Source organism: Ruegeria sp. ABM4_193 (genome assembly GCF_056158705.1).
This window is the reverse complement of sequence record NZ_JBSWTT010000001.1, coordinates 1,651,494-1,677,427: the sequence shown is the minus strand read 5'-3', so window position 1 is coordinate 1,677,427 and position 25,934 is coordinate 1,651,494. Positions and strand designations below refer to the sequence as shown.

General features: G+C 56.1%; 27 protein-coding genes and 1 tRNA gene. 16 read left to right on the top strand and 12 right to left on the bottom strand.

Features of this window, described 5'->3' with window-relative positions:
• Position 1: 1 nt before the first annotated feature.
• From ACXADZ_RS08460 to ACXADZ_RS08450, 3 genes are all read right to left on the bottom strand, one after another.
• Complete coding sequence (locus tag ACXADZ_RS08460; RefSeq protein ID WP_475194939.1) at positions 2-616, bottom strand: 50S ribosomal protein L21; 615 nt, start codon at positions 614-616, stop codon at positions 2-4.
• Between the two features lie 209 nt (positions 617-825).
• Entirely contained in the window at positions 826-1,626 is an 801-nt protein-coding gene (locus ACXADZ_RS08455; protein WP_475194934.1) for a DUF2059 domain-containing protein, read from the bottom strand.
• Positions 1,626-2,468, bottom strand: coding sequence for a DUF2059 domain-containing protein (locus ACXADZ_RS08450; protein ID WP_475194929.1), 843 nt, complete (start codon positions 2,466-2,468; stop codon positions 1,626-1,628). The genes ACXADZ_RS08455 and ACXADZ_RS08450 overlap by 1 nt, the downstream gene beginning before the upstream one ends.
• 123 nt (positions 2,469-2,591) lie before the next feature.
• Here ACXADZ_RS08450 and ACXADZ_RS08445 point away from each other — a divergent pair.
• The 9 genes from ACXADZ_RS08445 (at position 2,592) to ACXADZ_RS08405 (ending at position 11,334) form a co-directional block, all read left to right on the top strand.
• Positions 2,592-2,681, top strand: a tRNA-Ser gene (locus ACXADZ_RS08445).
• A gap of 246 nt (positions 2,682-2,927) precedes the next feature.
• Positions 2,928-3,452, top strand: coding sequence for a hypothetical protein (locus ACXADZ_RS08440; RefSeq protein WP_171090091.1), 525 nt, complete (start codon positions 2,928-2,930; stop codon positions 3,450-3,452).
• A gap of 194 nt (positions 3,453-3,646) precedes the next feature.
• Entirely contained in the window at positions 3,647-4,675 is a 1,029-nt protein-coding gene (locus ACXADZ_RS08435) for an alcohol dehydrogenase catalytic domain-containing protein (RefSeq protein WP_475194926.1), read from the top strand.
• A 73-nt stretch (positions 4,676-4,748) separates the two neighbouring features.
• Positions 4,749-5,624 (top strand): branched-chain amino acid ABC transporter permease, encoded by an 876-nt coding sequence (locus ACXADZ_RS08430; RefSeq protein ID WP_171646993.1) that lies wholly within the window; start codon positions 4,749-4,751, stop codon positions 5,622-5,624.
• A gap of 3 nt (positions 5,625-5,627) precedes the next feature.
• Positions 5,628-6,725 carry a branched-chain amino acid ABC transporter permease gene (locus ACXADZ_RS08425; protein WP_475194921.1) on the top strand — a complete coding sequence of 366 codons (1,098 nt, stop codon included), beginning with the start codon at positions 5,628-5,630 and terminating at the stop codon, positions 6,723-6,725.
• A complete protein-coding gene (locus ACXADZ_RS08420; protein WP_475194918.1) occupies positions 6,722-7,486 on the top strand; it encodes an ABC transporter ATP-binding protein in 765 nt (254 codons plus the stop codon). Before ACXADZ_RS08425 ends, ACXADZ_RS08420 begins: the two co-directional genes overlap by 4 nt.
• The gene (locus ACXADZ_RS08415; protein ID WP_475194912.1) at positions 7,483-8,256 is read left to right on the top strand and encodes an ABC transporter ATP-binding protein; all 774 of its coding nucleotides are present in this window, start codon (positions 7,483-7,485) and stop codon (positions 8,254-8,256) included. Before ACXADZ_RS08420 ends, ACXADZ_RS08415 begins: the two co-directional genes overlap by 4 nt.
• A gap of 5 nt (positions 8,257-8,261) precedes the next feature.
• Positions 8,262-10,148, top strand: coding sequence for an AMP-dependent synthetase/ligase (locus ACXADZ_RS08410; RefSeq protein ID WP_475194906.1), 1,887 nt, complete (start codon positions 8,262-8,264; stop codon positions 10,146-10,148).
• 25 nt (positions 10,149-10,173) lie between these two features.
• Positions 10,174-11,334 (top strand): ABC transporter substrate-binding protein, encoded by a 1,161-nt coding sequence (locus ACXADZ_RS08405; RefSeq protein WP_475194902.1) that lies wholly within the window; start codon positions 10,174-10,176, stop codon positions 11,332-11,334.
• A gap of 67 nt (positions 11,335-11,401) precedes the next feature.
• Here the strand turns inward: ACXADZ_RS08405 and rpsI are convergent, their stop codons facing one another.
• The 3 genes from rpsI to ACXADZ_RS08390 all read right to left on the bottom strand — a co-directional run bounded on the left by rpsI (position 11,402) and on the right by ACXADZ_RS08390 (position 13,918).
• Positions 11,402-11,887, bottom strand: a complete 486-nt coding sequence (rpsI, locus tag ACXADZ_RS08400; protein WP_171090107.1) for a 30S ribosomal protein S9 — start codon at positions 11,885-11,887, stop codon at positions 11,402-11,404.
• A gap of 6 nt (positions 11,888-11,893) precedes the next feature.
• Positions 11,894-12,352, bottom strand: coding sequence for a 50S ribosomal protein L13 (rplM, locus tag ACXADZ_RS08395; RefSeq protein WP_039536983.1), 459 nt, complete (start codon positions 12,350-12,352; stop codon positions 11,894-11,896).
• A 162-nt stretch (positions 12,353-12,514) separates the two neighbouring features.
• Positions 12,515-13,918: an aminotransferase-like domain-containing protein gene (locus ACXADZ_RS08390; RefSeq protein WP_475194898.1), complete on the bottom strand. Its 1,404-nt coding sequence runs from the start codon at positions 13,916-13,918 to the stop codon at positions 12,515-12,517.
• 99 nt (positions 13,919-14,017) lie between these two features.
• Here ACXADZ_RS08390 and ACXADZ_RS08385 point away from each other — a divergent pair, with 99 nt between their 5' ends.
• A complete protein-coding gene (locus tag ACXADZ_RS08385) occupies positions 14,018-14,245 on the top strand; it encodes a DUF1127 domain-containing protein (protein ID WP_475194892.1) in 228 nt (75 codons plus the stop codon).
• Positions 14,246-14,306: 61 nt separating this feature from the next.
• Here the strand turns inward: ACXADZ_RS08385 and ACXADZ_RS08380 are convergent, their stop codons facing one another.
• Positions 14,307-14,750, bottom strand: a complete 444-nt coding sequence (locus ACXADZ_RS08380; protein WP_475194887.1) for a PaaI family thioesterase — start codon at positions 14,748-14,750, stop codon at positions 14,307-14,309.
• Positions 14,751-14,808: 58 nt separating this feature from the next.
• Here ACXADZ_RS08380 and ACXADZ_RS08375 point away from each other — a divergent pair, with 58 nt between their 5' ends.
• The 4 genes from ACXADZ_RS08375 (at position 14,809) to gluQRS (ending at position 18,720) form a co-directional block, all read left to right on the top strand.
• Positions 14,809-15,594, top strand: a complete 786-nt coding sequence (locus tag ACXADZ_RS08375) for an enoyl-CoA hydratase (protein WP_475194883.1) — start codon at positions 14,809-14,811, stop codon at positions 15,592-15,594.
• 255 nt (positions 15,595-15,849) lie between these two features.
• Positions 15,850-17,190 carry a methylenetetrahydrofolate--tRNA-(uracil(54)-C(5))-methyltransferase (FADH(2)-oxidizing) TrmFO gene (gene trmFO, locus ACXADZ_RS08370; RefSeq protein ID WP_475194877.1) on the top strand — a complete coding sequence of 447 codons (1,341 nt, stop codon included), beginning with the start codon at positions 15,850-15,852 and terminating at the stop codon, positions 17,188-17,190.
• Between the two features lie 37 nt (positions 17,191-17,227).
• Positions 17,228-17,842 (top strand): class I SAM-dependent DNA methyltransferase, encoded by a 615-nt coding sequence (locus tag ACXADZ_RS08365; protein WP_475194875.1) that lies wholly within the window; start codon positions 17,228-17,230, stop codon positions 17,840-17,842.
• Entirely contained in the window at positions 17,839-18,720 is an 882-nt protein-coding gene (gene gluQRS, locus ACXADZ_RS08360; protein WP_475194872.1) for a tRNA glutamyl-Q(34) synthetase GluQRS, read from the top strand. The genes ACXADZ_RS08365 and gluQRS overlap by 4 nt, the downstream gene beginning before the upstream one ends.
• Positions 18,721-18,729: 9 nt before the next feature.
• Here gluQRS and hisI read toward each other — a convergent pair whose 3' ends face one another.
• Entirely contained in the window at positions 18,730-19,119 is a 390-nt protein-coding gene (gene hisI / locus ACXADZ_RS08355) for a phosphoribosyl-AMP cyclohydrolase (protein WP_171090125.1), read from the bottom strand.
• 48 nt (positions 19,120-19,167) lie between these two features.
• Here hisI and ACXADZ_RS08350 point away from each other — a divergent pair, with 48 nt between their 5' ends.
• Positions 19,168-19,620: an iron-sulfur cluster assembly scaffold protein gene (locus ACXADZ_RS08350; RefSeq protein WP_171090127.1), complete on the top strand. Its 453-nt coding sequence runs from the start codon at positions 19,168-19,170 to the stop codon at positions 19,618-19,620.
• A 58-nt stretch (positions 19,621-19,678) separates the two neighbouring features.
• On the top strand, positions 19,679-20,317 hold the full coding sequence (locus tag ACXADZ_RS08345; RefSeq protein ID WP_216602802.1) for a MarC family protein: 639 nt from the start codon (positions 19,679-19,681) through the stop codon (positions 20,315-20,317).
• A gap of 183 nt (positions 20,318-20,500) precedes the next feature.
• On the opposite strand, the gene ACXADZ_RS08340 is transcribed toward ACXADZ_RS08345, so the two are convergent.
• From ACXADZ_RS08340 to ctrA, 4 genes are all read right to left on the bottom strand, one after another.
• On the bottom strand, positions 20,501-20,623 hold the full coding sequence (locus ACXADZ_RS08340) for a hypothetical protein (protein WP_256367922.1): 123 nt from the start codon (positions 20,621-20,623) through the stop codon (positions 20,501-20,503).
• A gap of 112 nt (positions 20,624-20,735) precedes the next feature.
• Entirely contained in the window at positions 20,736-22,826 is a 2,091-nt protein-coding gene (gene recG, locus ACXADZ_RS08335; protein ID WP_475194859.1) for an ATP-dependent DNA helicase RecG, read from the bottom strand.
• Positions 22,823-25,075 carry an NAD-dependent DNA ligase LigA gene (ligA, locus tag ACXADZ_RS08330; protein ID WP_475194857.1) on the bottom strand — a complete coding sequence of 751 codons (2,253 nt, stop codon included), beginning with the start codon at positions 25,073-25,075 and terminating at the stop codon, positions 22,823-22,825. Before ligA ends, recG begins: the two co-directional genes overlap by 4 nt.
• Positions 25,076-25,198: 123 nt before the next feature.
• The gene (ctrA, locus tag ACXADZ_RS08325) at positions 25,199-25,915 is read right to left on the bottom strand and encodes a response regulator transcription factor CtrA (RefSeq protein WP_171183282.1); all 717 of its coding nucleotides are present in this window, start codon (positions 25,913-25,915) and stop codon (positions 25,199-25,201) included.
• Positions 25,916-25,934: the final 19 nt, after the last annotated feature.

Below are 25,934 nucleotides of genomic sequence, written 5' to 3'. Positions count from 1 at the left end.
CTTAGCCCTGAGCCAGCTCTTTGGCTTGCTCAACCCATTCGGGTTTCACTTTGATGGTGTCGATAGCAGCAATCTGCTCGTCCGACAAGGCGGCCAGAGTGGCAAAGCTCTCGATACCGGCCTCAACCAGCTTTTTGGCAGCGGCAGGGCCGACACCGTTCAGCTTGGTTAGATCGTCAGCGGCAGCAGCAGCGGCGGGTGCCTCTGCTTTGGCTTCAGCTTTCTTGGCAGGCTTTGCAGCAGGTGCCGCTTCGCCAGCCGGAGCAGACCCGGTTGCAGCTTTGATGCCCGACTTGTCAGCGCCCGACGACAGGATGTCGGTGATCTTGACCAGAGTCAGCTTCTGACGGTGGCCAACGGTACGCTTCGAGCTGTGCTTACGACGGCGCTTGACGAACTTGATGACCTTGTCACCTTTGATCTGTTCGATCACTTCGGCCTGTACGCCTGCGCCTTCAACGAAAGGTGCACCAACAACCGGAGCGTCACCGCCCAGCATCAGAACATCGTTGAATTGAACTTTTTCACCTGCGTCGGCAGCCAGTTTTTCAACGCGGAGGATATCGCCCGCCTGAACCTTGTACTGCTTGCCGCCAGTCTTGAGGACCGCAAACATGCGTCTTTCCTTTTCATACCCGCGTTCTGTGGTCCCCTTTTGGGCGTTTCTGGCTTAAGCCACCTCGAACAGCGCGCCCTTTTCGGGCTGTGTGACAGACCCTTTCGATGTATCTTAAGGGTCAAATAATAACGAGACCCGGCGCGGATGACCGGCCGGGATGCGCGCTTATCCATAGATTGCAGAAGAAAGTCAACACCAAACCAGCCTCAAAGGTCAGACGCCCTGAGAGCACGGGCAACCGCTTGTCCCAACTGATAGGAGATATCGTTGAACATACGATCAAACCCATCAAACAACGCGTCGTTCAGCGCTTGTCCGGTCTCCGTTCTGGAAAAAGCTATATTCTCTCGCATTTGCGCCTCGTCCAACGGGCGATATGCCAGCAGTAGAAAGGCATAAAGCCACGCTTCGGTGTCTGCTGTCCTGCTGTCCTTCTGCGACAAAAGCTCTGCCAGTAAGTCCTGAGTGTCTGCTCTTGAATCCACATCTAGGCCGCGAAAGAAATTATAATCTGACGTCAAAGACCCCTGAACGTTCTTCTCAACCAGATTGTTCGCTTCGATATATTCCTCAACCAAAGCAAATCGCGTTGTTGTGCGTGCGGTTTCTTCAAACGCGTCGCGCGCCATATCTTCGATTGTCGGATCCGACATCGCCTGACGGGCCGAGTTTTCAAGTGTTACGATCGTTTGACCCAGATCACTCTCAAAAAACACGATGGCCTGATCAAGCTGCGCATCCGACATACCTGTCTCGAACGCTTCAGTCAGGTGATCTTGCATCCACATGGGATCATAGATGTCATTGACCTGAGCTTCGAAAAGCGCCCCACCAGTGTTGCTCAGCATGGTTTCATCCAGGTTTTTCCGGTGTTCTTGCCCTTCCTGTACCAAAATCTCCATCACGTCGGGCAGGTGCATGGCCTGAGCCAACCGGTCTATCTTTTCGTTCGCCAGCGCGGGCGACCCCAAAAGGACAAAGACCAGAACCTGAGCGAACCGCTGCATCAAATATCCTGTGCGGGATGCAATTCTGCCATCCGCGAGGCAAGAACCTCGAACCGTCGGGCCATGATTTCGAATTGTATGACGTTCAGAAGTTCATAAACTTCCTGCATCAAGGGCTGTTCCAACGCATCGACATAGGCGTTCACGTCCTCGTCCGAGAAATCCTTGTACGTGTAAGCCGCGCCTGCAAGGCTGGACAATTGAAGCGATTGACGCAGAGCGGGCTCGTTTCTTTTCAAAAGCTCTCGCAAATCTTCTGCATCCATTTGCAATTCGATGACGCCGGAAGCGCTGGCCGCCAGCAGGAAGCGAAACTGTATCTCCTGCCATGCTCGAAGCGCTGTATCGGTCGAGTTGATGGCCGCACCCATTCGCTTGAAGCTTTCGACCCTTTGTGACCCTTCTTTGATCAGATCCGAGATGATCTGCTGGCCTTCCATTTGCTTGGCTTCGTTATCCGCGTTCATATGAGACGCATTTTCAACTTCGACCAAACGCTGCCCTAGATCGGAGGCATAGAATTCAACCGCATGTGTCAAAGCCTCATCGCGCAGCGTCTCTTCCAAGATGGAAACGGCCGTCTTGTGCATGGCCTCGACGTCAAACACCTCATCCGTCAGGCGCGCCCAGTCCGAACCGAACCCGTCCGGATCAATGCCAAGCATTTGCGGTGCAGACCGAGAACTCAGCGCGATGCTTTCCAGCGCAACATCAAATCCGGTTGTGGTCAGAAACGCCTCGATCCGATCCCGGTTGGCCGCAAACAAAGGAGCAGCAGCCATAATAAACGCCAATAGCGGCGCCAAAAACAGAAAAGCAAAGCGGTGTGCAGGCTGTGTCATAGTATTCAGAGTAGGTGTTTTCCGTCCGCTGGCAATGGAAAAACCCGGCTTTGTCAAATTCTGGAATTTTCTGCTTGCACCCCCGCCCGTTCCTCACTAAATCCCCCCCTCACAGACCCCCGCGGAGAGGTGCCGGAGTGGTCGAACGGGGCGGTCTCGAAAACCGTTGTGGGTGCAAGCCCACCCAGGGTTCGAATCCCTGTCTCTCCGCCATTTTTCAAATTGGCTATATTAACCGGGCGCAGCGAATACTTGCCCTGTCGCGCGACATCAATGGCGGATCGCTGCGCAGTCTTGAAGGGTATGTCCCGAAAGCAGCGTGATCTTGCCGGGTTCGATACTCCCGATCAGCACAGCCCGGCTCAAACCTCTGTTTTGCCGAGACTTCACAAGATTTCCCCTTTGTCTTTGCGTTAGTTTTGGATCATCCCAGCGACACAAATTCCAAAGGAGATTCACATGTCGCGTACTTTAATTTTGATCATAGTCCTCGCCGCAATCGGCGTTGGCGGATATTATTACCTAAACCAACCGGAACCAACTCCGGCTGAACGTTTGCAGTCAGCAGCCGAAGACGCCAGTGACGCATTGGCCGATGCTGCCACTGCGGCACAAGACGCCGCCTCCGACGCGGTTGACGCCGCCACAGAACAAGCCTCGGAAGCGGCTTCATCATTGACTGAACAGGCATCCGAGGCGGCATCTTCTGTTGCCGATCAGGCATCAGAAGCCGCGCAACAAGCAAGCGATCAGGTCGCTGCTCTGACTGGACAAGGGCAAGAGCTGCTGAACTCCTGGATCGCGGAAGGCAAGTTGAACCCTGCCAATTTCGACTATGACGGCATCATGACATCGCTAGAAGAAAGCACATTGGCAGCGGACCTGAAAGAGCAAGCGATCAAGATCGTGAATGACATCAAAGCATCGCCTGAAACCATCGCTCAGAAAATTCAGGAACTGACCAACCTGCTGACCCAACAATAAAATAAATGGGCTGCCCGTTTGGGTAAGTCCCACTCTTCGGGGGCATCTTGGATGCCCCCACGTTATTTCGGCATTGAATTGACGCCCTAAGCGGCTTTTGATTGGCTCATTCTGACACCCTACCCGCGCCATGCCTTCTTGAACATTTGTTTCGATACGGCGCGTGTCACTCCAGTTTAGTCAAGGATGACCAAATGACAGATTTGCCGCACACCATGTTTGCCACCATTTTGAAGCATGACGGATATTCCGGCACATCCAGCGGACCGGTGATCGCGGATGCAGCCGAATGGCTTGAACCCGCAGAAGTACCTGTACCACAGCCTGGTCCGGGTCAGGTTTTGATCAAACTGCGCACCGCATCCGTCAATCCATCCGACCTGCACTTCATCAAGGGTGAGTATGGCCAACCCCGAGTAAAGGGATCCCCAGCCGGTTTCGAAGGATGTGGTGATGTTGTGGCCACCGGCAAAGGTGCCGAAGCCCTGCAAGGTCAGCGCGTTGCATTTGTCGCTGCTGGGTCCGGTGCGTGGGCTGAATATGTCGTCACTCAGATGCAGATGTGTATCCCCCTGAGGCCGGATATTTCAGACGACGACGGGGCCGCGCAAATTGTCAATCCGCTGACCGCGATGGCGATGGTGGACATGGCCAAGGTCGACGGCGACGCGTTTGTCGTGTCTGCTGCAACCAGCCAGCTCGGAAAGCTCATGTGCAGCCTTGGCCGCGATCTCGGGCTGAAACCCATAGCGCTCGTGCGGCGCGCTGAGACTGTTGAAACGTTGAAGAGCCTTGGCGCCGCCGAAGTCCTGGTGACGACAGATTCAGATGTTGTTGAGCAATTTGCCGGACTGAGCACATCCATGAAGCCACGCGTGTTTCTTGACGCCGTGACTGACCAGCTTTCGGAGCAGTTGTTCTGTACCATGCCAAACCGTGCACGCTGGATCACCTATGGCAAGCTTTCGACCGAAGCGCCGACGCTCACTCAAACCGGCCAGTTGATCTTTATGGGCAAGCGGATCGAAGGTTTTTGGCTGACGCAATGGATGATGTCGACGCCACCGGCGGATCAGATGCGGGTGGTGGCCGAGGTTCAGGCGCGTTTTGCAGACGGGCGCTGGAAAACAGATGTTTCTGAACACCTTACACTCAGAGATCTGGTGCCAAATTTAGCCAATGCGCTGAAAAAGAGTGACGGAAAGGTGATAATCACGCCATAGTAGAAGAACCCCACGCATCCCGAAGACTTGCGTGAGGCTGACGGCATCTGTTGCTCGTTGGAGGGAGGACAGTTTGGATAACGCACAGCTGCTGATCAGCGGACTGGCGAATGGCTGCGTCTATGGCCTGATCGCGCTTGGCTTTGTTCTGATCTACAAGGCGACCGAAGCGGTGAATTTCGCGCAGGGTGATTTCATGATGCTGGGGGCCTTTGTGACCATCGGCCTGACAAATACCGAGTATATGGGCCTGCCCTTCTGGATGGCCCTGCCGATCTCACTGGGGATTATGGGTGCCTTAGGCTATCTGCTGGATCGGCTGATTATCCGTCGATTGTTCGGTGAAAGCCAGACCGCAGTCGTCATCCTGACAATCGCTTTGGGGTTCGTGATCCGCTTTGTTGCGGGGTTGATCTGGGGGCATGAACCGCAAACGTTGCAAAACCCGCTTGCCGGTAAAGAGGTTCGCTTTGGCGGTCTGGTGCTGGGGATGGAGGATGTGGCGGTGATTATCGTCACGATCCTTCTGACCGTGGCGCTTTATGTCTTTTTCAGCCGCACCAAGCTGGGCCTTGCGATGCAGGGCGCGTCGCAAAACCAATTGGCGGCATATTACATGGGCATTCCGGTCAAACGCGTTCAGGGCTTTATCTGGGCACTGGCCGGGGTCGTTGCCGGGATCGCCGGTATCCTGTTTGCCGCCAAGGGCGCGGTGGACCCGACCACCGGATTGCTGGGGATCAAGGCTTTTGCAGCAGCAGTGATCGGTGGATTTGGCAGTCTGCCCGGTGCTCTGGCCGGAGGGCTTATCGTTGGCGTGATCGAACCTTTTGCCAGCCGCTATATCGCCGCGGGTTACAGCCAGGTCGCGCCCTATGCCTTACTGCTGGCCGTGCTGATTTTCCGGCCCAACGGGCTGTTCAGTCAGGTTCGGGTCAAAAAGGTCTGACTCATGCGGATTGTGTTCAAAACCAATTACATGCAGGATATCAGGCCTTGGAAAGACCGGTATCAACTGTGTCTTTACCTGATCCTTCTGGCCGTCGTTGCAGCGGCCCCATGGTGGCTGGACGCGTTCTATCTGGGCGAGCTGACAAACGTTCTGATCTGGGCCATAGCAGGGCTGGGCCTGATGATCCTGACCGGGCATACCGGGCAGGTCAGTCTGGGACATGCCGCTTTTCTGGCTTTTGGCTGCTATGCCAATGTTGCCCTGATCGAAGCGGGAGTGCCCTTTCTAATCGCCTTCCCGCTGGCCGGAGTTCTAACCGGCATCGCAGGTGTGACAGTCGCCATCCCTGCCCTGCGGCTGCACGGTATCTATCTGGCCATCTTCACCATGGCCCTTTCGATCCTGATGGATGACATCATCGTTCTGTCTGAACCCATCACTGGAGGCGTCGCAGGCAAGTATGTCGGCGGGGTCGAGATCTTTGGCCATTTGGTAGACCGCTGGGGTACGCCAAATCTGTTCTTCTGGTTGGTTCTGACCGTCGCTGTCCTTGTGACGATGGGCTACATCAACCTGCTGCGCGCGCCTTTAGGGCGCAGCTTTATCGCGGTTCGCGACTCCGAGGTTTCGGCACAGGCGATGGGTATTGATATAGCGCGGACCAAGATGATCTCATTCGCCGTGTCCTGTGCCATCACAGGCTGGGCCGGAGCACTGATGGGGTTGTTTGCCGGAGCCTTCAACAACGAAACCTTCAGTGTTCTGATCTCGATCCAGTTGCTGATGATGATCGTGATCGGCGGACTGGGTTCGATCCACGGGGCATTTTTGGGTGCGATCGTGATCGGGTTTCTGCCTCAGTTCCTGTCAATCTCCAAAGAATATGCCGGAGCTTTGTTCGGCGGCAACACAGTTGCCATTCCGGGCCTTGAATTCGGCATCTTTGGCATGATCCTGATCGCCTTCATCCTGTTCGAACCCATGGGGCTTTATGGCCGCTGGCTCAAGATCCGCACCTGGTTCGAGCTGTTCCCCTTCTACCGCAAGGACATGTTCAAACGGCAAAAATCTTATCTGAAGACGGAGCGTCTGAGATGAGCCTGTTGGAGTTTGAAAACGTTACCCTGAAGTTCGGTGGCCTTACTGCGGTCGATAACCTGTCGTTCGAAGTGCTGGAGGGCGAGGTTTTTGCCATCGTCGGCCCCAACGGTGCTGGCAAATCGACCGTGTTCAACCTGATCTCGCGGTTCTACGAGCCCCATGCTGGGTCGATCCAGTTCGACGGCCATGATCTGCTGCGTGTCAAACCCTCGGGCGTTGCAGCTTTTGGCGTGGCGCGGACGTTTCAAAACATTGAACTGTTCGAGCACGCAACCGTTTTGCAAAACCTTCTGGTTGGGCGGCATCGGCATCGACAAACAAATCTACTGTCCGAGCTGTTGTTCCTTCCGTCTGCCCGACGGCAGGAAATCGAAAACCGCGAGAAGGTTGAAGAGATCATCGATTTCCTCGATCTTCAAGCCTATCGCGACAAGATGATCGCAGGGCTGCCCTACGGCGTGCGAAAAGTGGTTGAGGTCGCGCGCGCTTTGGCAACTGATCCCAAACTGCTGCTGTTGGACGAACCCGCCTCGGGCCTGTCGGTTGAAGAAACCAGTGACATGCGGTGGTGGATCGATGACATCCGGCGTCAGATGGGCATCACCGTGCTGATGGTGGAACATGACATGGGCCTGGTCTCGGGCGTGTCAGACCGGGTTTTGGCCATGGCAGACGGCGCTGAACTGGCACTGGGCTCTCCGGCGCAGGTGCAGGCTCACCCGGCTGTGATCGAAGCGTATCTGGGAAAAGCTTCATGACCGAGCCAATCCTGAGAATCCGCAATATCGAAAGCTTTTATGGCCCCATCATGGCCATTCGCGGGGTGTCATTGGATGTGCACGAGGGGCAGATCGTGTCGATCCTCGGGGCCAATGGCGCGGGAAAAACGACGCTGATGAAAACCGTCTCGGGTGTGATGGACCCGGAAAAGGGACAAATTACCTTTGATGGTGAAGACATTCAGGGGGCAGAACCACATAAGGTTGTGCAACGCGGGATCGTGCATATCCCCGAAGGGCGCGAGGTCTTTCCCCTTCTGACTGTTGATGAAAACCTCAGCCTTGGTGCGTATTCCCGCAAGGACAAAGACCAGATCGAGCAAGATCGTGAACTGGTCTTCAGTTACTTCCCGGTTCTCAAAGGCCGCCGCGGGCAAGAGGCTGGCACCCTGTCAGGCGGTCAACAGCAAATGTTGGCGATTGGACGTGGGCTGATGGCCCGTCCTCGTATCATGTTGCTGGACGAGCCATCACTGGGCCTGTCGCCGATGCTGGTGCAAGAGATTTTCGAGATCCTCACACGCCTCAACCAAGAACAGCAGATGACCATGATGCTGGTCGAACAAAACGCCCATGCGGCACTGGATCTGGCCCATCATGGCTATGTGATGGAGGTTGGACGCATCGTTATGGACGGCAGCGCCGAGGCTCTGTTGAAGTCCGAGGACATCCAGAACTTCTATCTTGGTGTGCGTGAAGACGGCGCGCGGGAAAACCGGCGCTGGAAACGGAAAAAGACGTGGAGGTAAGACGGATGGATGCCAGCCCCCTGCCCCCGCAGACCACAATCAACGGCGTGCGCTTTAACGCAACAACAGGGCAAAGGCCGCTGCGGGTGGACGGCTGCATCACCATCAGTGAGCTGTTTCAACACCGCTGCGCCGAGCTGGGCGAACGCACCGCGCATCGGGAAAAAGATCTGGGCATCTGGAAATCCTATTCCTGGGCCGATTACTGGCAACATGCCAAATGGATCGGTCTGGCGTTACGCAAACTGGGGCTGGAACGGGGCGATGCGGTCTCGATCCTCTCCGAGGACCGTAAGGAATGGGCGTGGTTCGACATGGGTATTCAGGGCGTCGGGGGCATAGCGTCGGGCGTTTACACCACCGATTTAGCCAGTCAGTTGCAATACCTGATCAATGACAGCGCCAGCAAATTCCTGATTGTCGAAGACGAAGAGCATCTGGACAAGTTTCTGGAAATCGAGGCCGAAGTTCCGGACCTGATCAAGGTGATCATTCTGGAAGACGAAGGTCTGCACGACCTCAAACACCCGCGCTGCATGATGATCAACGACCTCTACGCTCTTGGCCAAGAGGTAGAAGCAGCCGATCCCGGGCGGTTCGAGGCCGAAATCGCGCTGGCGAAACCGCAGGATACGGCGCTGCTTGTCTATACCTCCGGCACCACGGGACAGCCCAAGGGCGCGATGCTGAGCCACGAGAATATCCTTGCTGCCATTGAATCCGGCGCGCGGGCCTTGCCGGTTCTGGCCAGTGATGAGCAGCTTTGCTTCCTGCCGCTGTGTCATATTCTGGAACGGGACGTGTCGGTCTATTTCCCACTGGCAGCCCGATGCACGGTGAATTTCGCGGAAAGCCCGGAAACCGTATTTGCGAACCTGCAAGAGGTCTCACCCTCGACCTTCACGGCTGTGCCGCGCGTGTGGGAAAAGATTTATGCACATGTGCAAATTCTGACGCAGGAGGCCACACCGTTGGGCCGGGCCGCCTTTGGGATGGCATTGAAAGCTGGCGCGCGCCGCGCCGAATACAGGGCGGCAGGTAAACGCGTTCCGATCGGTATCGCGGTGCAGTTCTGGATATGGGATCAACTGGTTCTGAATAACCTGCGCCGTATGCTGGGTATGGACAAACTGCGTCGTGGCGGCACCGGAGCTGCACCGATTTCGACTGATTTGCTGAAATGGTACTGGGCCATCGGAGTACCTTTGGTCGAAGGTTTTGGGATGACTGAAACCGCCGGGCTGGCCACGCTCAACACCGTTGAAAGCAACAGGATCGGGACCATCGGTCAAGTCGTAGAAGGCTGCGACATCCGTATCTCAGAAGATGGTGAAATCCAGCTGAAAGGCATGAACATCTTTCAGGGGTATTGGCGCAATAACGCCAAAACGGCCGAGACATTTACCGCCGATGGTTGGCTGCGCACGGGGGATATGGGGCATATCGACAAGGATGGCTTTGTCACCATCACCGGCCGCCTGAAAGACATCATCATCACCGCAGGTGGTAAGAACATCACCCCGGCCGAAATCGAAAGCCAGTTAAAGTTCAGCCACTATATTTCTGACGCGATCCTGATTGGTGACAGGCGTAAATACCTGACGGCCCTGATCATGATCGATCAGGAGAATGTCGAGAAATATGCGCAGGACCGCAAAATTCCGTTTTCGAATTTCGCCTCACTCTGTGCCGCGCCCGAGATCCGCGATCTGATCGGCGCCGAAGTTGCAGCTGTGAATACCCAATTTGCACGGGTCGAACAGATCAAGGATTTCCGTCTCATCGACGTGCTTTTAACGGCCGAAGACGATGAACTGACCGCTACGATGAAGCTGAAACGGGGTTTGGTGGAAAAGAAACACGGACATCTGATTGAAGACATGTACAGTTAGACAAGGGAATTTCGGGAGGAGAGAAATGAGAAAGTCATTCAAACTATTGGCTGTCGCCACGGCCTTGACCGCCTCGGCGACTATGGGTTTGGCGCAAACCCAAGGCGTAACCGACGAAGAAATCGTGATCGGATCGGTCAACGATCTGAGTGGTATATTCGCAGCCGTAGGCGTTCCGGCCACCAAAGGCGCAAATGTCGTGTTTGACCGCGTCAATGCAGCCGGTGGCGTGCATGGGCGACAAATTCGATATGTCGTCGAAGACAATGGCTATCAGATGCCACGGGCCATGCAGGGCTACAACAAACTGCTGAACCGGGACAAAGTGTTTGCGATGCTGCAATCACTGGGCACGCCGATGAACATGGCAGGCTTCAAACTGCTGGATCCAAAGGGAATTCCCAACGTTGCCCCCCTGACAGCCGCGCGGCAGATGTTGCAAGAGCCGATGCGCAACAAGTTCACATCATTCTCGACCTACTATGATCAAGCCCGCATTGGCGTGAAATACCTCGCCGGAGAATTTGGGTCGCAAACCGTTTGCAGCATGTACCTGCCCACCGATTTCGGTGAGGAAATACTGGAAGGCAGCAAAGCCGGGGCCGAAGAGGCCGGGATCGCATTTGGATCCGAAACCACGCATAAGCCAGACGAGACCGATTTCGTGGGCTCGCTCAGCAAACTCAAGGAAGAAGGCTGTGACATTGTCACGATGGCGCTGGGTGTTCGTCAGGCGATCACTGTGGTGGGTACTGCCAAGAAGATGGGCCTGACGGATATGAAATTCCTGGGCACTTCGGCCAGTTTCCTGACTGTTGTCGCACAGGTTCCCGGTGGCGTGACCGATGGCTTCTATGCCGCCGCATCGTGGCAGGATCTGTGGGCCCGCGCCGATGAACCCGCCCCCGCCGCGTTCATTGAAGAGTACAAGGCCGCCACGGGTGAAGATCCGGTTGGGTTTGCAATGCTGGGCTATTCCGCCGCCGAGATGATGGTCAAAGCGCTGGAGGCTGCAGGTCCGGATCTGACCCATGACAGTTTCATCGCAGCCATGGAGTCGCTGGATTATCAGGACGATCTGGTCGGCAACCACATCACCTATGGGCCGGATGATCATCAAGGCGCGGACACAGTATTCGTAAACGTCGTTGAAGACGGCGCGTGGAAATTGGTCTACGAAGAATAAGACACCATAAACGCAACGAAAAAGGGCTCGCAGATGCGAGCCCTTTCTTTTTGGATCGTCCCGACGATTAACGCTTCGAGAACTGGAACGAACGGCGGGCTTTGCGCTTACCGAATTTCTTACGTTCCACAACGCGGCTGTCGCGGGTCAGGAAGCCTGCGGCTTTCAGAGCGCCACGCAGGTTCGGATCGTACAGTTGCAGCGCTTTCGAGATGCCGTGCTTGACCGCACCGGCCTGACCGGTCAGGCCACCGCCTTTTACGGTTGCGACAACGTCAAATTCACCTTCAACACCAGCAACCTGGAACGGTTGGCGCAGGATCAGCTGCAGAACCGGACGCGCGAAATACTTGTCCTGGTCTTTGCCGTTCACGGTGACCTTGCCGGAACCTGGCTTGATCCAAACGCGGGCAACAGCGTCTTTACGCTTACCGGTGGCGTAGGAGCGGCCCAGCTCGTCACGTACGGGTTCACGCACGATGACTTCTTCGGCCACGGTTTCAACGCCTGCGACGGCGCTCAGCTCTTCGAGAGTATTGATCTGATCAGCCATCGGTCATTAGCTCCGGGTGTTTTTCTTGTTCATGGACTTAACGTCCAGAACTTCGGGCGCTTGCGCCTCGTGGGGATGCTCGGCACCGGCGTATACGCGCAGGTTGGTCATCTGCTGACGCGCCAGACGGTTGCCCGGCAGCATGCGCTTAACCGCTTGGGTCACAACGCGCTCGGGGTGTGCGCCCTCGAGGATCTGCTGCTTGGTGCGCGACTTGATGCCGCCCGGGTGGCCAGTGTGCCAGTAGAAGTTTTCTTCGCGCTTCTTGCCAGTCATCTGGATTTTGTCAGCGTTGATTACGATGACATTGTCGCCCATGTCCATGTTCGGGGTGAACGACGCTTTGTGCTTGCCACGCAGGCGCATGGCGACGATCGAGGCAAGACGGCCCAGAACAACGCCCTCAGCGTCGATCAGGATCCATTTCTTGTCGATGTCTGCAGGTGTTGCAGAAAAGGTTTTCATGGCAGGATAGTCCTGTTTGATGTGAAAGACCGCCCCAAGACAGAGCGGCCCGAATTCGATGGAGGGGTTCTATGGGGTGCTTGCGCGTACGTCAAGCACAGTAAATCAGATTTTATCCTTTTTAACCAATGACTTGCAAAATAGGTATTATTTTACCCCAATTTAAACGCTGATTTGCTCGGGTGGATTGTCCAGTAACGCACGCAGCCGAAGCATTGCATCCTCGAACCGTTGCAACGAGACATGCCCGTTCATCGCAATGCGAACCGCATTTGGTGCTCGACCATCGCGCAGCGCGAATTCGTCCGCCGAACGCAATTGTATTCCTTCCCGCTCTGCCGCCCGGCTGAAGGCCGCTGCCCGCCACCCAGATGGCAGGTTCAGCCAGACAAACGGTACGTCTGGTGCCCACGTCAGGTCAAAACCACCCAGCGCATTCACCGTGACGCGCACATACTCTCCCATTCGAGAACGCACATCTTTGGCGATCTGCCGCGTACGGGGATCAGACAAAAGCAATCGGGTGAGCTCTGCCAACGGCTGCGCCAGCCCAAAATACCCGTACTCTGCCGAGCGCCTCAGATCCACACTTCGCTCTTTCGGAGCAATGGCAAACCCGACGCGCAGCGATGGTGTCAGCACTTTTGAGATCGACGAGACATGCCAGCCCCGCTCGGGCGCCAAGGCACGATAGCTGGGCTCTTTAGCCTCACCCATTCGATAACAATCATCTTCAACGATCTGCACATCGAATTTTCGCGCGACTTCAACCACTTCTTTGCGCCGTTCGAGCGGAGTGTGCAGCGCGGTCGGGTTCTGCACCTCAGGCGAAACGCAAATCGCCTGCGCGGGTGTTTGACGCAAAACATGCTCCATTGCCGTGGGATCAATGCCCCACTTGTCCATCCGAATGCCGACCACTTCGGCCCGCATCAATTCACCGGCGCGGCGAAAGCCCGCGTAGGACAGGTCTTCGACCAGAACGACCGGTTTGGGACCTTGAAGAATACTTTGAAACACAAGACACAATCCGTTCTGACCGCCATGAGTCAAAACGATGTCGTCATCCGTCAGCGGACCCAACGGCAAATCCGACAGCCACTCAACCACCGCCTGGCGCATGGGCTTATAGGCATCGCGGGTTGGATAGTTCATGAACAAAGCCGGATCGGACTGCGCAACTTTCTGCAAACACTCCCGTATCAACGACACCTGCCCCATATCCGCCAGCCTTGGACTGAACAGGCTGACGTGATTGGCGCTCTGTGCTTCGGCCAAATGCAGCTGTCGAGACCAGACATCATCCAGAATCGGCGATTTCGGTGGGGCCACGAATGTACCACGTCCGACCTCAGCTTGTAGCAAGCCTTCATCCGTCAAAATCGTATAGGCCCGTGCCACCGTCCCCGGCGTGATCTGCAATCGATACGCCAGTTCACGCACCGGCGGAAGCTTAGCTCCGATGTCTAACGCCTTACTCTCAATTGCTTTTCGTATTGTGTCGGCAACCAGAGTATACTTTGGCCCCTTGGCTTTCGGCAACACATCCGGCCAAATTGTATCCATTACAATTCTTCCTTTGCTTTTGACACAATATTGAATGTATCAACACCTTGTACCGAACATTACTGCTTTGTGTCAATACAATTTGAAAGGAACTCTGAGATGACACGCACAATGCACAACCCCGCCCTTATGCTGCTGAACGCCAGCCCTCGGTTGCCGCTGATCGCCGCGCTGGCCGTGCGGTTTGCGGCTGCAGTCACTCAATGGGAACGCCGTCGCCGCAGTCGGGTCAATTTGGGCAATTTGGATGACAGGTTGCTGAAAGACGTTGGCGTTACCCGCATGCAGGCGGACCGTGAAGTAAAACGCTACTTCTGGCAGATCTAAATCATCCCCAGTCCCAATTTTTGGGACCTCTTCCTGGGCCGGGGCCAGTCCCCGGCCATTTTTAGCCGAACCGCGCCGCGGCCGAGCCTGCAGGTGGAATGGAATACGTCATTGCCGCCCGCGCAACCGGCTTGTCTATGCCTTCAGAAAAAATCAACACATCGCCGACGGCCAATGTTCGACCCAGTTTGAGCAATCGGCATGTCGCAATCAGATCAGCGCCACCTGTAGGTTTGCGAAGAAAATCCAATGAACTGTTGGTCGTCACCGCCAAAGATTGCCGCCCCACTCGCGCCAAAATCATTGCATAGACACTGACGTCGGCCAAACCGAACATGGACGGGCCTGAAACCGTACCTCCGGGGCGCAGGTGCCGATCCTGCACCACAAGGCGCATGGTAATGTTTTCTTCGGCCAATTCTTCGACAACGAAGTCCTTATGCACCTGGGGAAACACCTCTTTTAGGTATTGCGACAGTTCATCCCGGTTCATTGCCAAAGCCATACTTTCCCTCCTGCTCTTCCCGACCTAGAGTTGGCCCAACTTGGGATCGGAGGGCAAGATGACAATTCTGGAACGTAACGACACTGGCGCGGTGGCACGGCTTACAATGAACGCGCCCGAACGCTTGAACGCGCTGAGCGAAGAGATGCTGGCCGCGCTTCAGGATGAACTTGACGCTTTGCGTGATGACAGATCCATCCGCGCAGTAATCCTGTCAGGCGCTGGGAAAGCTTTCTGTGCCGGGCACGATTTGAAGCAAATGACAGCCGGACGTCAGTCCGAAGACGGTGGCAAAGCCTATTTCCAGGACTTGTTCGCGCGCTGTGCCCGGATGATGATGTCGATCCAATCAATTCCTCAACCCGTTATCGCTCAGGTCCATGGCATTGCCACCGCTGCCGGGTGCCAGCTGGTTGCGACCTGCGACATGGCTGTTGCAGCCGAGGATACGCGCTTTGGCGTGAACGGGGTCAATATCGGGTTGTTCTGCTCGACTCCGATGGTGGCGCTCAGCCGCAACATCCCCAGAAAGCAGGCTTTCGAGATGCTGACGACGGGTGCGTTCATTTCAGCCGAAAGAGCGGCAGAGCTTGGACTGATCAACCGCGTCGTCCCGGAATTGCAGCTTGAACATGAGGCCAATGCATTGGCTGAGCTTGTAGCCTCAAAGCTTGGCGTTGCCGTGAAAATAGGAAAAGAGGCGTTTTATCAACAACTTCAAATGCCCCTGGATCAGGCCTACACCTATACCGGAGAGGTAATGGCGCAGAATATGTTGCACCGGGACACAGAAGAAGGCATTTCCGCCTTTATCGAAAAGCGCCCCCCAAATTGGACCCAATGAGGCAATTATTTTGCACATTTTTTGCCACTGTTTTGATTTTAGCACTTTTCAAAACGGCGACTCTGTGGCAAAGCTGGGTCGAGGCTGAGGCCTCAGGACACTTTTGGGTCGCCGTGGGCGGAAGGTCCCTCCAGCTGGTCTCTCTCACCAGCGCTGACATTCCCGCAGCGGCGACCCCAAGACCCCTCCTGTAAATTTGGTAATTTTGCACCGCCCGAGTTGCGCCCGATTGTGGTCTGCCCTATGTGGCAGCGCATGACACAAGTTTTGCATATTGTAGGCGGCGGAATGGCCGGGTCCGAGGCCGCATGGCAAGCCGCTGAGGCAGGCGTCGATGTGGTGATTCACGAGATGCGCCCCACGGTTGGCACCTTTGCGCATCAGACCGGAAACCTGGCCGAAATGGTGTGCTCGAATTCGTTCCGATCAGATGATGACGAGCAGAACGCTGTGGGCCTGCTGCATTGGGAAATGCGGGCTGCCAACGGGTTGATCATGACAACGGCCGACGCCCATCGCCTGCCCGCCGGAGGCGCGCTGGCAGTGGATCGTGATCCTTTTGCCGAAAGCGTCACCGCAAAACTCCGCGCCCATCCGCGTGTATCGGTCAGGGATGAAGAAGTGACCACCCTGCCCGATGACGGCCAATGGATCTTTGCAACCGGCCCGCTGACCTCGCATGCACTGGGCGAAGCGATCCGCTCGGAAACAGGCGCTGAGGCGTTGGCCTTCTTTGATGCCATTGCGCCCATAGTCTATGCCGAAAGCATCGACATGTCGAAGGCTTGGATGCAGTCGCGCTACGACAAAGGCGAGACAGAGAAAGAGCGCACAGCCTATCTGAACTGCCCGATGGACCGCGACCAGTATGAGGCGTTTATCGACGCGCTTCTTTCCGCCGACAAGACCGAGTTCCATGAAGGGGAAACCGCTGGTTATTTTGACGGCTGCCTGCCCATCGAGGTCATGGCAGAACGCGGGCGCGAAACCTTGCGCCATGGTCCTATGAAGCCGGTTGGCCTGACCAACCCACACGCACCGGACATGAAACCTCATGCCGTGGTGCAGTTGCGCCGCGACAACGCATTGGGCACCCTGTTCAATATCGTGGGCTTCCAGACCAAGATGAAATATGGTGCCCAGACCGACGTCTTCCGCATGATCCCCGGCCTGGAAAACGCAAGTTTCGCCCGGTTGGGTGGCATTCACCGCAACACATTCATCAACTCACCCACGTTGCTTGACGCGCAGATGCGGTTGAAATCCAAGCCCAACATCCGGTTTGCCGGACAGATCACCGGTGTTGAAGGCTATGTCGAAAGCGCCGCGATGGGGCTTCTGGCCGGGCGTCTGGCTGCGGCTGAGATTCTGGGGCGTGACTTGCCGGACGTCCCGCAGGACAGCGCAATGGGCGCTTTGATCCACCACATAACCGGTGGGGCCGAGGCTAAGACGTTTCAGCCGATGAATGTGAATTTTGGTCTGTTCCGCCCCGTCGACGGTCTGAAAGGCGGACGGCGCGGCCGCAAGGACCGGTACAAAGCCTACACCGACAGGGCCAAGGCCGAATGGCAAACCTGGTTGGACCACTGCTGACTGGACGCACAATGCTGTCTCGGCCTAGCATGCTTTTATGACCGACAAGTTCCTAGATAGCACTTACAGCCTCGACACACCACAAGAGACAGAATTGCACTACAAGAACTGGGCCGCGACCTACGATAAAGAAATCGAAGATCACGGATACGTCACGCCGGGTCGTGTGGCGGCGGCTTTGTGGTCTGCCCACCCCCACCCTGAAACCCCGATTCTGGACTTTGGATGCGGAACCGGACTGTCCGGTCAGGCTTTGCGCGCAGTCGGATTCGAGCTTATCGACGGAATGGACCCCACCCCAAAAATGCTGGAAGAAGCAAAGGCAAAAGACGTGTACAGAGCGTTGAGCGGCTTTGATATCACCAAACCAGCCCCGCTCAAGCGTGGTGCATATTCGATTGTCACAGCTATCGGTGTCATCGGTAAGGGCGCTGCCCCGGCGGAGACAATCGATGTGTTGATGCACGCTTTACCTAAAAGAGGGCTGTTTGCGTTTTCTCTGAATGATCACGCGCTGGCAGATAACACATACACGTGCCGCATCACCGATTGGGTCGACATGGGGGCTGCACGTTTGCTATTTCGTGAATACGGGCCACATCTACCCGGAATCAACCTTAACTCTGACGTGTATATATTAGAAAAAACTTGACTTTCCTGACACGCTTCGCGCCATCATCAACCGGGCCACTTCATCTGGGACACGCTTATTCCGCGTTGCTGGCCAGCAACATGGCCATAGCTGAAAGTGGTCAGTTTCTGCTGCGGATCGAGGATATCGATCAGTCTCGTTCAAGACAGCATTGGGAGGATCAGATCTATGACGATCTGACATGGCTTGGCCTGACATGGCCAAAGCCGGTTGTGCGTCAGTCGGACCGTATGGGGGTCTATGACCAGGCCTTAGATCGTCTTTGGGGACAGGGTTTCTTGTTTCCCTGCACTTGCAACCGAAAAGATATTGCCGCCGCTGCCAGTGCTCCGCAGGAAGGCGCACCAATACATGGACCTGACGGAATAATCTACCCCGGAACGTGTCGAAAAGCTAATCAGGACAAAGACTTAAGGCAGAATCCTCGACCACGGAACGAGCCACTACGGCTGGACATTGCCAAGGCGTGTCAAGCGATCCACGACCAGTCCAGATTTCAGTTCATCGAACTTGGTTCAGGGCCTGATGGTGAAACGGGCACCATCACTTTCACCCCCGATGAGTTAATAGACACAATCGGCGACGTTGTATTGTCCCGCCGTGATATGGGGACATCGTACCACCTCTCCGTTGTCCTTGACGACGCAGCGCAAGGCATCACTCATGTGGTCCGGGGGCGGGATCTGTTCGAAGCCACACGCATCCACGTTCTATTGCAGGCATTGCTGGATTTACCCACGCCTGCGTATTTGCACCATGATTTGATCCGCGATGAAGCCGGCAAACGCCTGGCGAAACGGGACGATGCCCGTGCGATTTCGAAATACAGGGCCGAAGGCCACAGCCCTGCAGACATTCGGCGCCTGGTCGGTCTTTGACCGTTACTCTTATTCCATCGGGGCCATAAGTTCAGTTTCAGTGCCATCACGAACAGCAGTATAGAAACAGGTCCGGCGGTTGGTGTGGCAGGCAGCCCCTGTCTGGCGTACCAGAACCAACAGGCAATCGCGGTCACAATCGATCCGAAAATCCACCAGCTCCTGCACGTGGCCCGAGGTTTCGCCTTTGATCCAGAAAGACTGACGAGAGCGCGACCAATACGTCACCCTGCCCGTTTCCAGTGTCTTTTCAACGGCCTGAGCATTCATCCAGGCCATCATCAGGACTTCGCCTGACGCGTCATCCTGCGCAATGGCCGGGATCAGACCCGCTTCGTTATATTTCAGCGTCGATGGATCGAACACGACGGGATCAGTCATCTCAAAAACCTTTTGCATCCGGTGGGCTGGCCACTATGTATGAGGAACACACGACGAGGGAAAGCCATGAGCGGCGAGAACGACCTGATTAAGCTGTATTCCGGGCGCATCCTGGCGCTGGCTGCGGATATTCCGCATCTTGACCGGCTGGACAACCCGGATGCGACGGTAAAGAAACGCTCGCCATTGTGCGGTTCGACTGTGACTGTGGATGTGAAGGTTGACGATGGTCGGGTCAGCGCCTTTGGTCAGGACGTAAAAGCCTGTGCCTTGGGTCAGGCATCGGCAGCAGTTGTCGGGGACGCCATCATTGGTACGACGCGTGCTCAGGTTGAAGCCGCGCGCGATCAACTGACGCGCATGTTGAAAAAAGACGGCCCCGCCCCGGATGCACCGTTTGACGGGCTGGAAGTTCTGATGCCCGCACGGGACTACAAGAACCGGCATGCATCAATCCTGTTGGCGCTGGACGCCACAGCCGAAGCGCTGGCACAGGCCGAACAGGCGCATTGCGCGTGAACTTGGCAAACTAGGGTAAACCCGTTACCCCTCTGATCAGGTTTTAGGAGGGATGGGTTTGGACAATCTGCTTGAGCATTTTGTAACGCTTTGGGTCGTTATCGACCCGATCGGCACAATTCCCGTGTTTATCGCCGTCACTGCGGGCCTAGGCGCCGCAGCCCGGCGCAAGACCGCGTTACTGGCATCGTTGATCAGTGCCGGGGTTTTGTTGTTCTTCCTCGTTTTTGGGCAACTTCTCATTGAAGCACTCGATATCGGGTTGAATTCCTTTCAGGTCGCGGGTGGCATCATCCTGTTCCTCTTTGCGCTGACCATGATCTTTGGCGAAAGCAAGCAGGACATAGAACAACGTCAGGCGGAAGACGATCTGGAAGACAAATACCACAAGCAAAACCCGGCAATCTTCCCATTGGCGGTCCCGTCCTTGGCCTCACCCGGAGCGATGCTGGCTATTGTCATCCTGACAGACAATCACCGCTACAGCGCTGCCGATCAGGGGATCACCGCTTTGGTGATGCTTTCGGTGCTTTTGGTTGCGTTCTTTCTGATGCTTCTGGCAGAGCCGATCATCCGTTGGATCGGGCACTCGGGCGCGGCGATCATCAGCCGTATCATGGGGATGATCCTGGCCTCGGTTGCGGTCAACTCTGTTCTTTCCGCGCTGCTTGAGATTTTCAAAACCGGCCAGCTGTAAAAAAACCGCCGCACCTTCCGGGCGAAAGGGCGGCGGCAGGCATTGCGTGTCTCGCGTGGGGTCCGGTTCACCGCGCGGGGCCGAGGCATGGCCCCTCAAGGGGTTTGGGACAGGCAGGTCACCCTTGACTGAAATGGGGATGACAGCGCGGTTTTTTCGGCACGAGATCGCAGGCAGAAAGTCTTAAAAACCAACAGGCAGGTGCAACGCGACCATCAGGATCACGACCAGAGACATCACGCCAACCGCATCCTGCAGGATGGTCGATTGCGCGCGGCTGAAAGCGGTCTTGATCTGGGTCAGCATAGGGTCACCTCCGGTCAGAGTTTTAATCCTTTGTTGACCTTTTGTTCTCATATTTACCCGAGTCGGTAAAGAACTTTTTGAGAACATTTGTGAACTTTTCAGAACATCTAGTCTAACCTACTGAAATTAAACGGATTGCTTGATCCTGTTTCATCAGCCACAAAAGAACACGCGCGGCGCGGCCCCGTTCCGACGTCAAATTCGGATCCGCATTCAGCAAAGCCCGCGCATCTGACTGGGCGACAGCCATCAACCCGGCCTGACGTTCAAGATCAGCGATACGGAACTTAGGAAGGCCGGACTGCGCGGTCCCGATCAGATCCCCGGCCCCGCGCATCTCAAGATCGGTTTCGGAAATGCGGAATCCATCCTCGGTTTCGCGCAAAACCTCCAGCCGTTTGCGCCCACCTTCGCTGAGCGGCGGTTGGTACATCAGCAGGCAAGTCGAGTCCGCGTCGCCACGCCCCACACGCCCTCGCAATTGGTGTAACTGTGCAAGCCCGAAAATCTCGGCCCGTTCGATCACCATGATCGTTGCGTTGGGAACATTGACCCCAACTTCGATCACGGTTGTCGCCACCAGAACCTTGGTGTCACCGTTCTGAAAGGCGCTCATGGCAGCGTCTTTATCAGTGGGTGGCATCTGACCATGAACCAGCCCCACAACGCCTTCCCCCAGAATAGCGCGCAACCGTTTGAACCGATCTTCGGCGGCGGTCAGGTCCGAAACCTCGGATTCATCCACCAACGGACAAACCCAGTAACACTGCCGCCCCTCTTCGATCGCGCGGCGCAGATGCGACACGACCTCGTCCATACGCTGCGTGCTGACAATCGCCGTTTTGATCGGTTTTCGCCCGGGCGGCTTTTCGTCCAGCACCGAGACGTCCATGTCCCCGTATTGCGCCAACGCCAGGCTGCGCGGGATCGGTGTCGCCGTCATCACCAGAACATCCGCACCCTGCCCTTTTTCCGACAGTTCCATCCGTTGCCGAACACCAAATCGGTGCTGTTCGTCCACGATAGCCAAGCGCAGAGCCTTGAATTCCACGTCATTTTGAAACACGGCATGAGTGCCGACCAGAATCTGAATATTACCCTGTTTCAGCGCCTCAAGCTTGGCACGACGCTCGGCCCCCTTATCCCGCCCGGTGAGCAGTTCCAAAACCACCCCGGCCTCTTCGGCCAATGGGCGCAACCCTTCCAGATGTTGACGCGCGAGAATCTCGGTCGGGGCCATCATCACACCCTGCCCACCGGCTTCGACGGCGATCAGCAGTGCCATAAACGCCACCAGTGTCTTACCTGCACCAACGTCGCCCTGTAGCAAACGGTTCATGCGGGATTCAGATGCCATATCAGCCGCGATTTCATCAATCGCCCGGCTCTGAGCGCCGGTCGGGCGATACGGAAGGCTGGCCAGCACCTTGGATTGCAATCTTCCGGTCGCGACGCTGACGATACCTCGGGATTTGCGCTCTCGTTGACGGGCCAATGCCAGGGTCAACTGATGTGCAAACAATTCGTCATACGCCAAACGCTGCCGCGCGGGTGCAAATGGGGCGACGTCATCCGCCCCCTGAGGGTTATGCCCGGCGTGAATGGCCGAAGCCCAATCCGGCCATTTTTGCTGGGCCAGCTGCGCGGGGTCGATCCACTCCTCAAGCTCAGGCGCCCGCGCCAACGCGCTGCGACTGGCCTTGAACGCCGTTTTCTGGGTCAGCCCTTGTGTCAGATGATAGACAGGTTCGAATTCCGGAATCTCTCCGGCCTGTTCGACCGGCAACATATGGTCCGGATGCACCATCTGGGCCATGCCGTCGAACAATTCCAACTTGCCTGAAATTACCCGGCGCGATCCCTGCGGAAGCAGCTTTTTCAAATAGTCTCCACGCGCATGAAAAAAGACCAACTGGAAATCGGCCTGACTGTCTTCGACATGAACGCGATAAGCTCCGCCCTTGTTGCGCGACGGACGATGAGCGCCAACAGTGACTTCAACAGTCAATGTAGCCGGCAGGTCAGCACCCTGAATCGTGTCGCGCCTGCGCCGATCAACCACCGCATATGGCAACCCGAACAAAACATCGCGCGGGCTTTCTACGCCGGTCTGCGCCATAACCTGCGCGGTTTTGGGACCAACACCCTCAAGTGTTTCCAAACCCGCAAACAGCGGGAAAAGCTGTTCAGGCCGTCCGCTCATGCGCCTTCGATCAGCTGCAGCCAGCCATCCTCATCCAACGTTTCGATCCCAAGCTCTGCCGCTTTCTTCGCCTTCGACCCGGCTCCGGGGCCGGCAACCAGAATATCGGTTTTCTTGCTGACAGAGCCAGACACTTTTGCGCCTAAAGCTTCGGCCCTGGCCTTGGCTTCGGCGCGCGTCATCTTTTCCAGTGTTCCTGTGAAAACAACCGTTTTGCCTGCGACCGGGCTGTCGGACGCAGGTGCATCGGGTGCGATAACGGTCAACTCCTGCCGCAGTGTATCAAATGCGCGCCGCTCTTCCGCATTTGCAAACGCATCTGACAGAGACAGCCCAAGCGTTGCTCCGATCCCATCGATACCGATCAGATCGGACCATGCGGCATTGGCCTCTGCTGGTACGCGAGCTGCGGCAATCGCTGCATCACGCACTTCCTTGACGCGGGCACGACGACCTTCAGACAGTGCTGCGGCCCGCTCGGCGTCTTCTGCCTCATCAGCTTGCCGTTGCGCCAAAGCCGCCGGGCGCGCAGCATCCAACGCTTGTGCCATGGCATCCCACTCGCGGTAATACAACGCCAGATCACGTGCGCCAACTTCGCCCACATGGCGAATGCCTAAAGCAAACAATAACCGAGCAAACGGAATGGTTCGCTTTTCGTCGATCGCTGCAAACAGGTTTCCGGCCGAGGTTTCCCCCCACCCGTCCCGGTTTTTCAGCCGGGCCAGATTCCCCTTGTCACGCTGTTCAAGCGTAAAGATTTCCGCAGGGGAATTAATCGACAGCACCGGATCATCGTAGAACATTTCGATCTGCTTTGCACCCAGGCCTTCGATGTCAAACGCCTTTCGCGACACGAAATGTTTGAGTTTTTCCACCGCTTGCGCCGGGCAGATCAAACCACCCGTACAGCGGCGCACCGCGTCACCTTCTTCGCGGATCGCCGCGCTGTGGCATTCGGGGCAGAGCGTCGGGAAGGCAAAGGGCTGAGCATCAGAGGGGCGCTTCGCCAGGTCTACGTCTGCCACTTTTGGGATCACGTCACCCGCGCGATAGACCTGCACCCAGTCGCCAACACGAATGTCTTTGCCGTCGCGTATCGTACCGCCTTTGGCATCACGCCCAGCGATATAATCTTCGTTATGCAGTGTGGCGTTGGATACCACGACCCCGCCCACAGTCACCGGATGCAAACGTGCCACAGGGCTAAGCGCACCCGTGCGACCGACCTGAATGTCGATTGCTTCCAACGTCGTCCATGCCAGTTCAGCCGGGAACTTATGGGCAATGGCCCATCGCGGTGTGGTCGAGCGGAACCCCAAGCGCGCCTGAAGGGACAAATCGTTGACCTTATAGACAACCCCATCAATGTCGTAGCCCAAGGTAGAGCGTTGCGCTTCAATATCCCGATAATGCTCCAACATTTCTTGGGTTGTTGCGCACAGACGGGTCAAGTCATTCGTTGAAAACCCAAGCGACCTGAGCCGATCAATCGCTTCCATTTGCGTGCCCGCCAAAGGCTCAGACACTTCACCCCAGGCATAAGCAAAGAACTTCAGGGGACGGGATCGCGTGATTTCCGCATCCAATTGACGCAAAGATCCGGCCGCAGCGTTACGCGGGTTGGCAAATGGTTTTCCGCCCCGCTCCGCTTGTCGGGAATTCAGTGCCTCAAAATCGGCATGAGACATATAGACCTCACCGCGGACCTCAAGAACTTCAGGCGCGTGGTCCAATTGCTGAGGAATATCCGAGACGGTGCGTGCATTTGCGGTCACGTTCTCGCCGACCTCACCGTCCCCTCGTGTGGCCGCCTGCACCAGCAGACCTTTTTCATACCGCAAGGACAGCGACAGACCGTCAATCTTTGGTTCAGCCGTGAAAGACATGGGCTCCTGTGCGCTCAGGCCAAGATACTTTCGAATGGATCTGTCGAAATCAGCCACGTCTTCGTCATCAAAGGCGTTGCCCAGCGACATCATTCGGACAGCATGTGTGACTTTCGAAAACCCGTCTGCCGCCTTGGAACCCACCTGCTCCGACGGGCTGTCATCACGTTTAAGGTGAGGGAATCGTGCCTCAATTTCTGAGTTGCGGCGTTTCAGTGCATCGTATTCGGCATCCGAAATCTCGGGTGCATCTGCACCGTGATAGAGCGTGTTCGCCCGCAACAACACCTCCGCCAGACGCGCCAGTTCGGCGCGTGCTTGGTCTTCGGTCAGATCAGAAATGGAGATTGAGTTGCTCATGGCCTCGCCCTGTCACGCGTTCTTGGACCTCAGTGATAGGGCGAGGTCATGGCCAGGTCCAGACGTGCTGAGCCGTGAGTGCAATGTGCTGCCCCGGACCGCCGACAGCACAGGTGGTTCAAATCAGAGGCCGACAGCCATTCGTGTTTCTTCCAAACTGTTGCTTTGCGGGTCGCGCAGCACATATCCACGCCCCCAGACGGTTTCGATATAATTCTCACCGCCTGTCGCATTGCTGAGCTTTTTGCGAAGTTTGCAAATAAACACATCAATGATCTTCAGCTCAGGTTCATCCATGCCGCCATAGAGGTGGTTCAGGAACATCTCTTTGGTGAGGGTCGTGCCCTTACGCAAGCTGAGCAGTTCGAGCATTTGGTATTCTTTGCCGGTCAGGTGAACAGTTTTTCCATCCACTTCCACGGTTTTGGCATCCAGGTTTACCGCAACCCGACCGGTATGAATGATAGATTGCGAATGCCCTTTCGACCGGCGGATAATGGCGTGAATACGCGCCACCAGCTCTTCCCGGTGGAAGGGTTTGGTCAGGTAATCATCAGCACCAAAACCAAAGCCTTTGATCTTGCTTTCGGTATCGTCGGCCCCTGAAAGAATCAGGATCGGTGTTTCAACACGTGCGATGCGTAACTGACGCAGAACCTCGTGCCCGTTCATGTCCGGCAGGTTCAGATCCAGCAAAATCAGATCGTAATCATAGAGTTTCGCCAGATCGATGCCTTCTTCGCCAAGATCCGTAGCATAAACGTTCAGGTTTGCATGCGTCAGCATCAATTCGATGCTTTTAGACGTGGTCGGATCATCCTCGACAAGAAGTACGCGCATTTTTCACTGCTCCAGTTCG

What these genes read in the sequence shown, in the direction of transcription:
- ACXADZ_RS08380 (WP_475194887.1), bottom strand. Translation starts at nt 14,750, where the DNA reads ATGGCTTTGGCAATGAACCGGGATGAACTGTCGCAATACCTAAAAGAG.
- ACXADZ_RS08450 (WP_475194929.1), bottom strand. Translation starts at nt 2,468, where the DNA reads ATGACACAGCCTGCACACCGCTTTGCTTTTCTGTTTTTGGCGCCGCTA.
- ACXADZ_RS08365 (WP_475194875.1), top strand. Translation starts at nt 17,228, where the DNA reads ATGACCGACAAGTTCCTAGATAGCACTTACAGCCTCGACACACCACAA.
- rplM (WP_039536983.1), bottom strand. Translation starts at nt 12,352, where the DNA reads ATGAAAACCTTTTCTGCAACACCTGCAGACATCGACAAGAAATGGATC.
- ACXADZ_RS08340 (WP_256367922.1), bottom strand. Translation starts at nt 20,623, where the DNA reads ATGCTGACCCAGATCAAGACCGCTTTCAGCCGCGCGCAATCGACCATC.
- ACXADZ_RS08375 (WP_475194883.1), top strand. Translation starts at nt 14,809, where the DNA reads ATGACAATTCTGGAACGTAACGACACTGGCGCGGTGGCACGGCTTACA.
- recG (WP_475194859.1), bottom strand. Translation starts at nt 22,826, where the DNA reads ATGAGCGGACGGCCTGAACAGCTTTTCCCGCTGTTTGCGGGTTTGGAA.
- ACXADZ_RS08435 (WP_475194926.1), top strand. Translation starts at nt 3,647, where the DNA reads ATGACAGATTTGCCGCACACCATGTTTGCCACCATTTTGAAGCATGAC.
- ctrA (WP_171183282.1), bottom strand. Translation starts at nt 25,915, where the DNA reads ATGCGCGTACTTCTTGTCGAGGATGATCCGACCACGTCTAAAAGCATC.
- ACXADZ_RS08425 (WP_475194921.1), top strand. Translation starts at nt 5,628, where the DNA reads ATGCGGATTGTGTTCAAAACCAATTACATGCAGGATATCAGGCCTTGG.
- ACXADZ_RS08390 (WP_475194898.1), bottom strand. Translation starts at nt 13,918, where the DNA reads ATGGATACAATTTGGCCGGATGTGTTGCCGAAAGCCAAGGGGCCAAAG.
- ACXADZ_RS08420 (WP_475194918.1), top strand. Translation starts at nt 6,722, where the DNA reads ATGAGCCTGTTGGAGTTTGAAAACGTTACCCTGAAGTTCGGTGGCCTT.
- ACXADZ_RS08460 (WP_475194939.1), bottom strand. Translation starts at nt 616, where the DNA reads ATGTTTGCGGTCCTCAAGACTGGCGGCAAGCAGTACAAGGTTCAGGCG.
- ligA (WP_475194857.1), bottom strand. Translation starts at nt 25,075, where the DNA reads ATGAGCAACTCAATCTCCATTTCTGATCTGACCGAAGACCAAGCACGC.
- ACXADZ_RS08415 (WP_475194912.1), top strand. Translation starts at nt 7,483, where the DNA reads ATGACCGAGCCAATCCTGAGAATCCGCAATATCGAAAGCTTTTATGGC.
- rpsI (WP_171090107.1), bottom strand. Translation starts at nt 11,887, where the DNA reads ATGGCTGATCAGATCAATACTCTCGAAGAGCTGAGCGCCGTCGCAGGC.
- hisI (WP_171090125.1), bottom strand. Translation starts at nt 19,119, where the DNA reads ATGCAAAAGGTTTTTGAGATGACTGATCCCGTCGTGTTCGATCCATCG.
- ACXADZ_RS08410 (WP_475194906.1), top strand. Translation starts at nt 8,262, where the DNA reads ATGGATGCCAGCCCCCTGCCCCCGCAGACCACAATCAACGGCGTGCGC.
- ACXADZ_RS08440 (WP_171090091.1), top strand. Translation starts at nt 2,928, where the DNA reads ATGTCGCGTACTTTAATTTTGATCATAGTCCTCGCCGCAATCGGCGTT.
- ACXADZ_RS08405 (WP_475194902.1), top strand. Translation starts at nt 10,174, where the DNA reads ATGAGAAAGTCATTCAAACTATTGGCTGTCGCCACGGCCTTGACCGCC.
- trmFO (WP_475194877.1), top strand. Translation starts at nt 15,850, where the DNA reads ATGACACAAGTTTTGCATATTGTAGGCGGCGGAATGGCCGGGTCCGAG.
- ACXADZ_RS08385 (WP_475194892.1), top strand. Translation starts at nt 14,018, where the DNA reads ATGACACGCACAATGCACAACCCCGCCCTTATGCTGCTGAACGCCAGC.
- ACXADZ_RS08455 (WP_475194934.1), bottom strand. Translation starts at nt 1,626, where the DNA reads ATGCAGCGGTTCGCTCAGGTTCTGGTCTTTGTCCTTTTGGGGTCGCCC.
- ACXADZ_RS08350 (WP_171090127.1), top strand. Translation starts at nt 19,168, where the DNA reads ATGAGCGGCGAGAACGACCTGATTAAGCTGTATTCCGGGCGCATCCTG.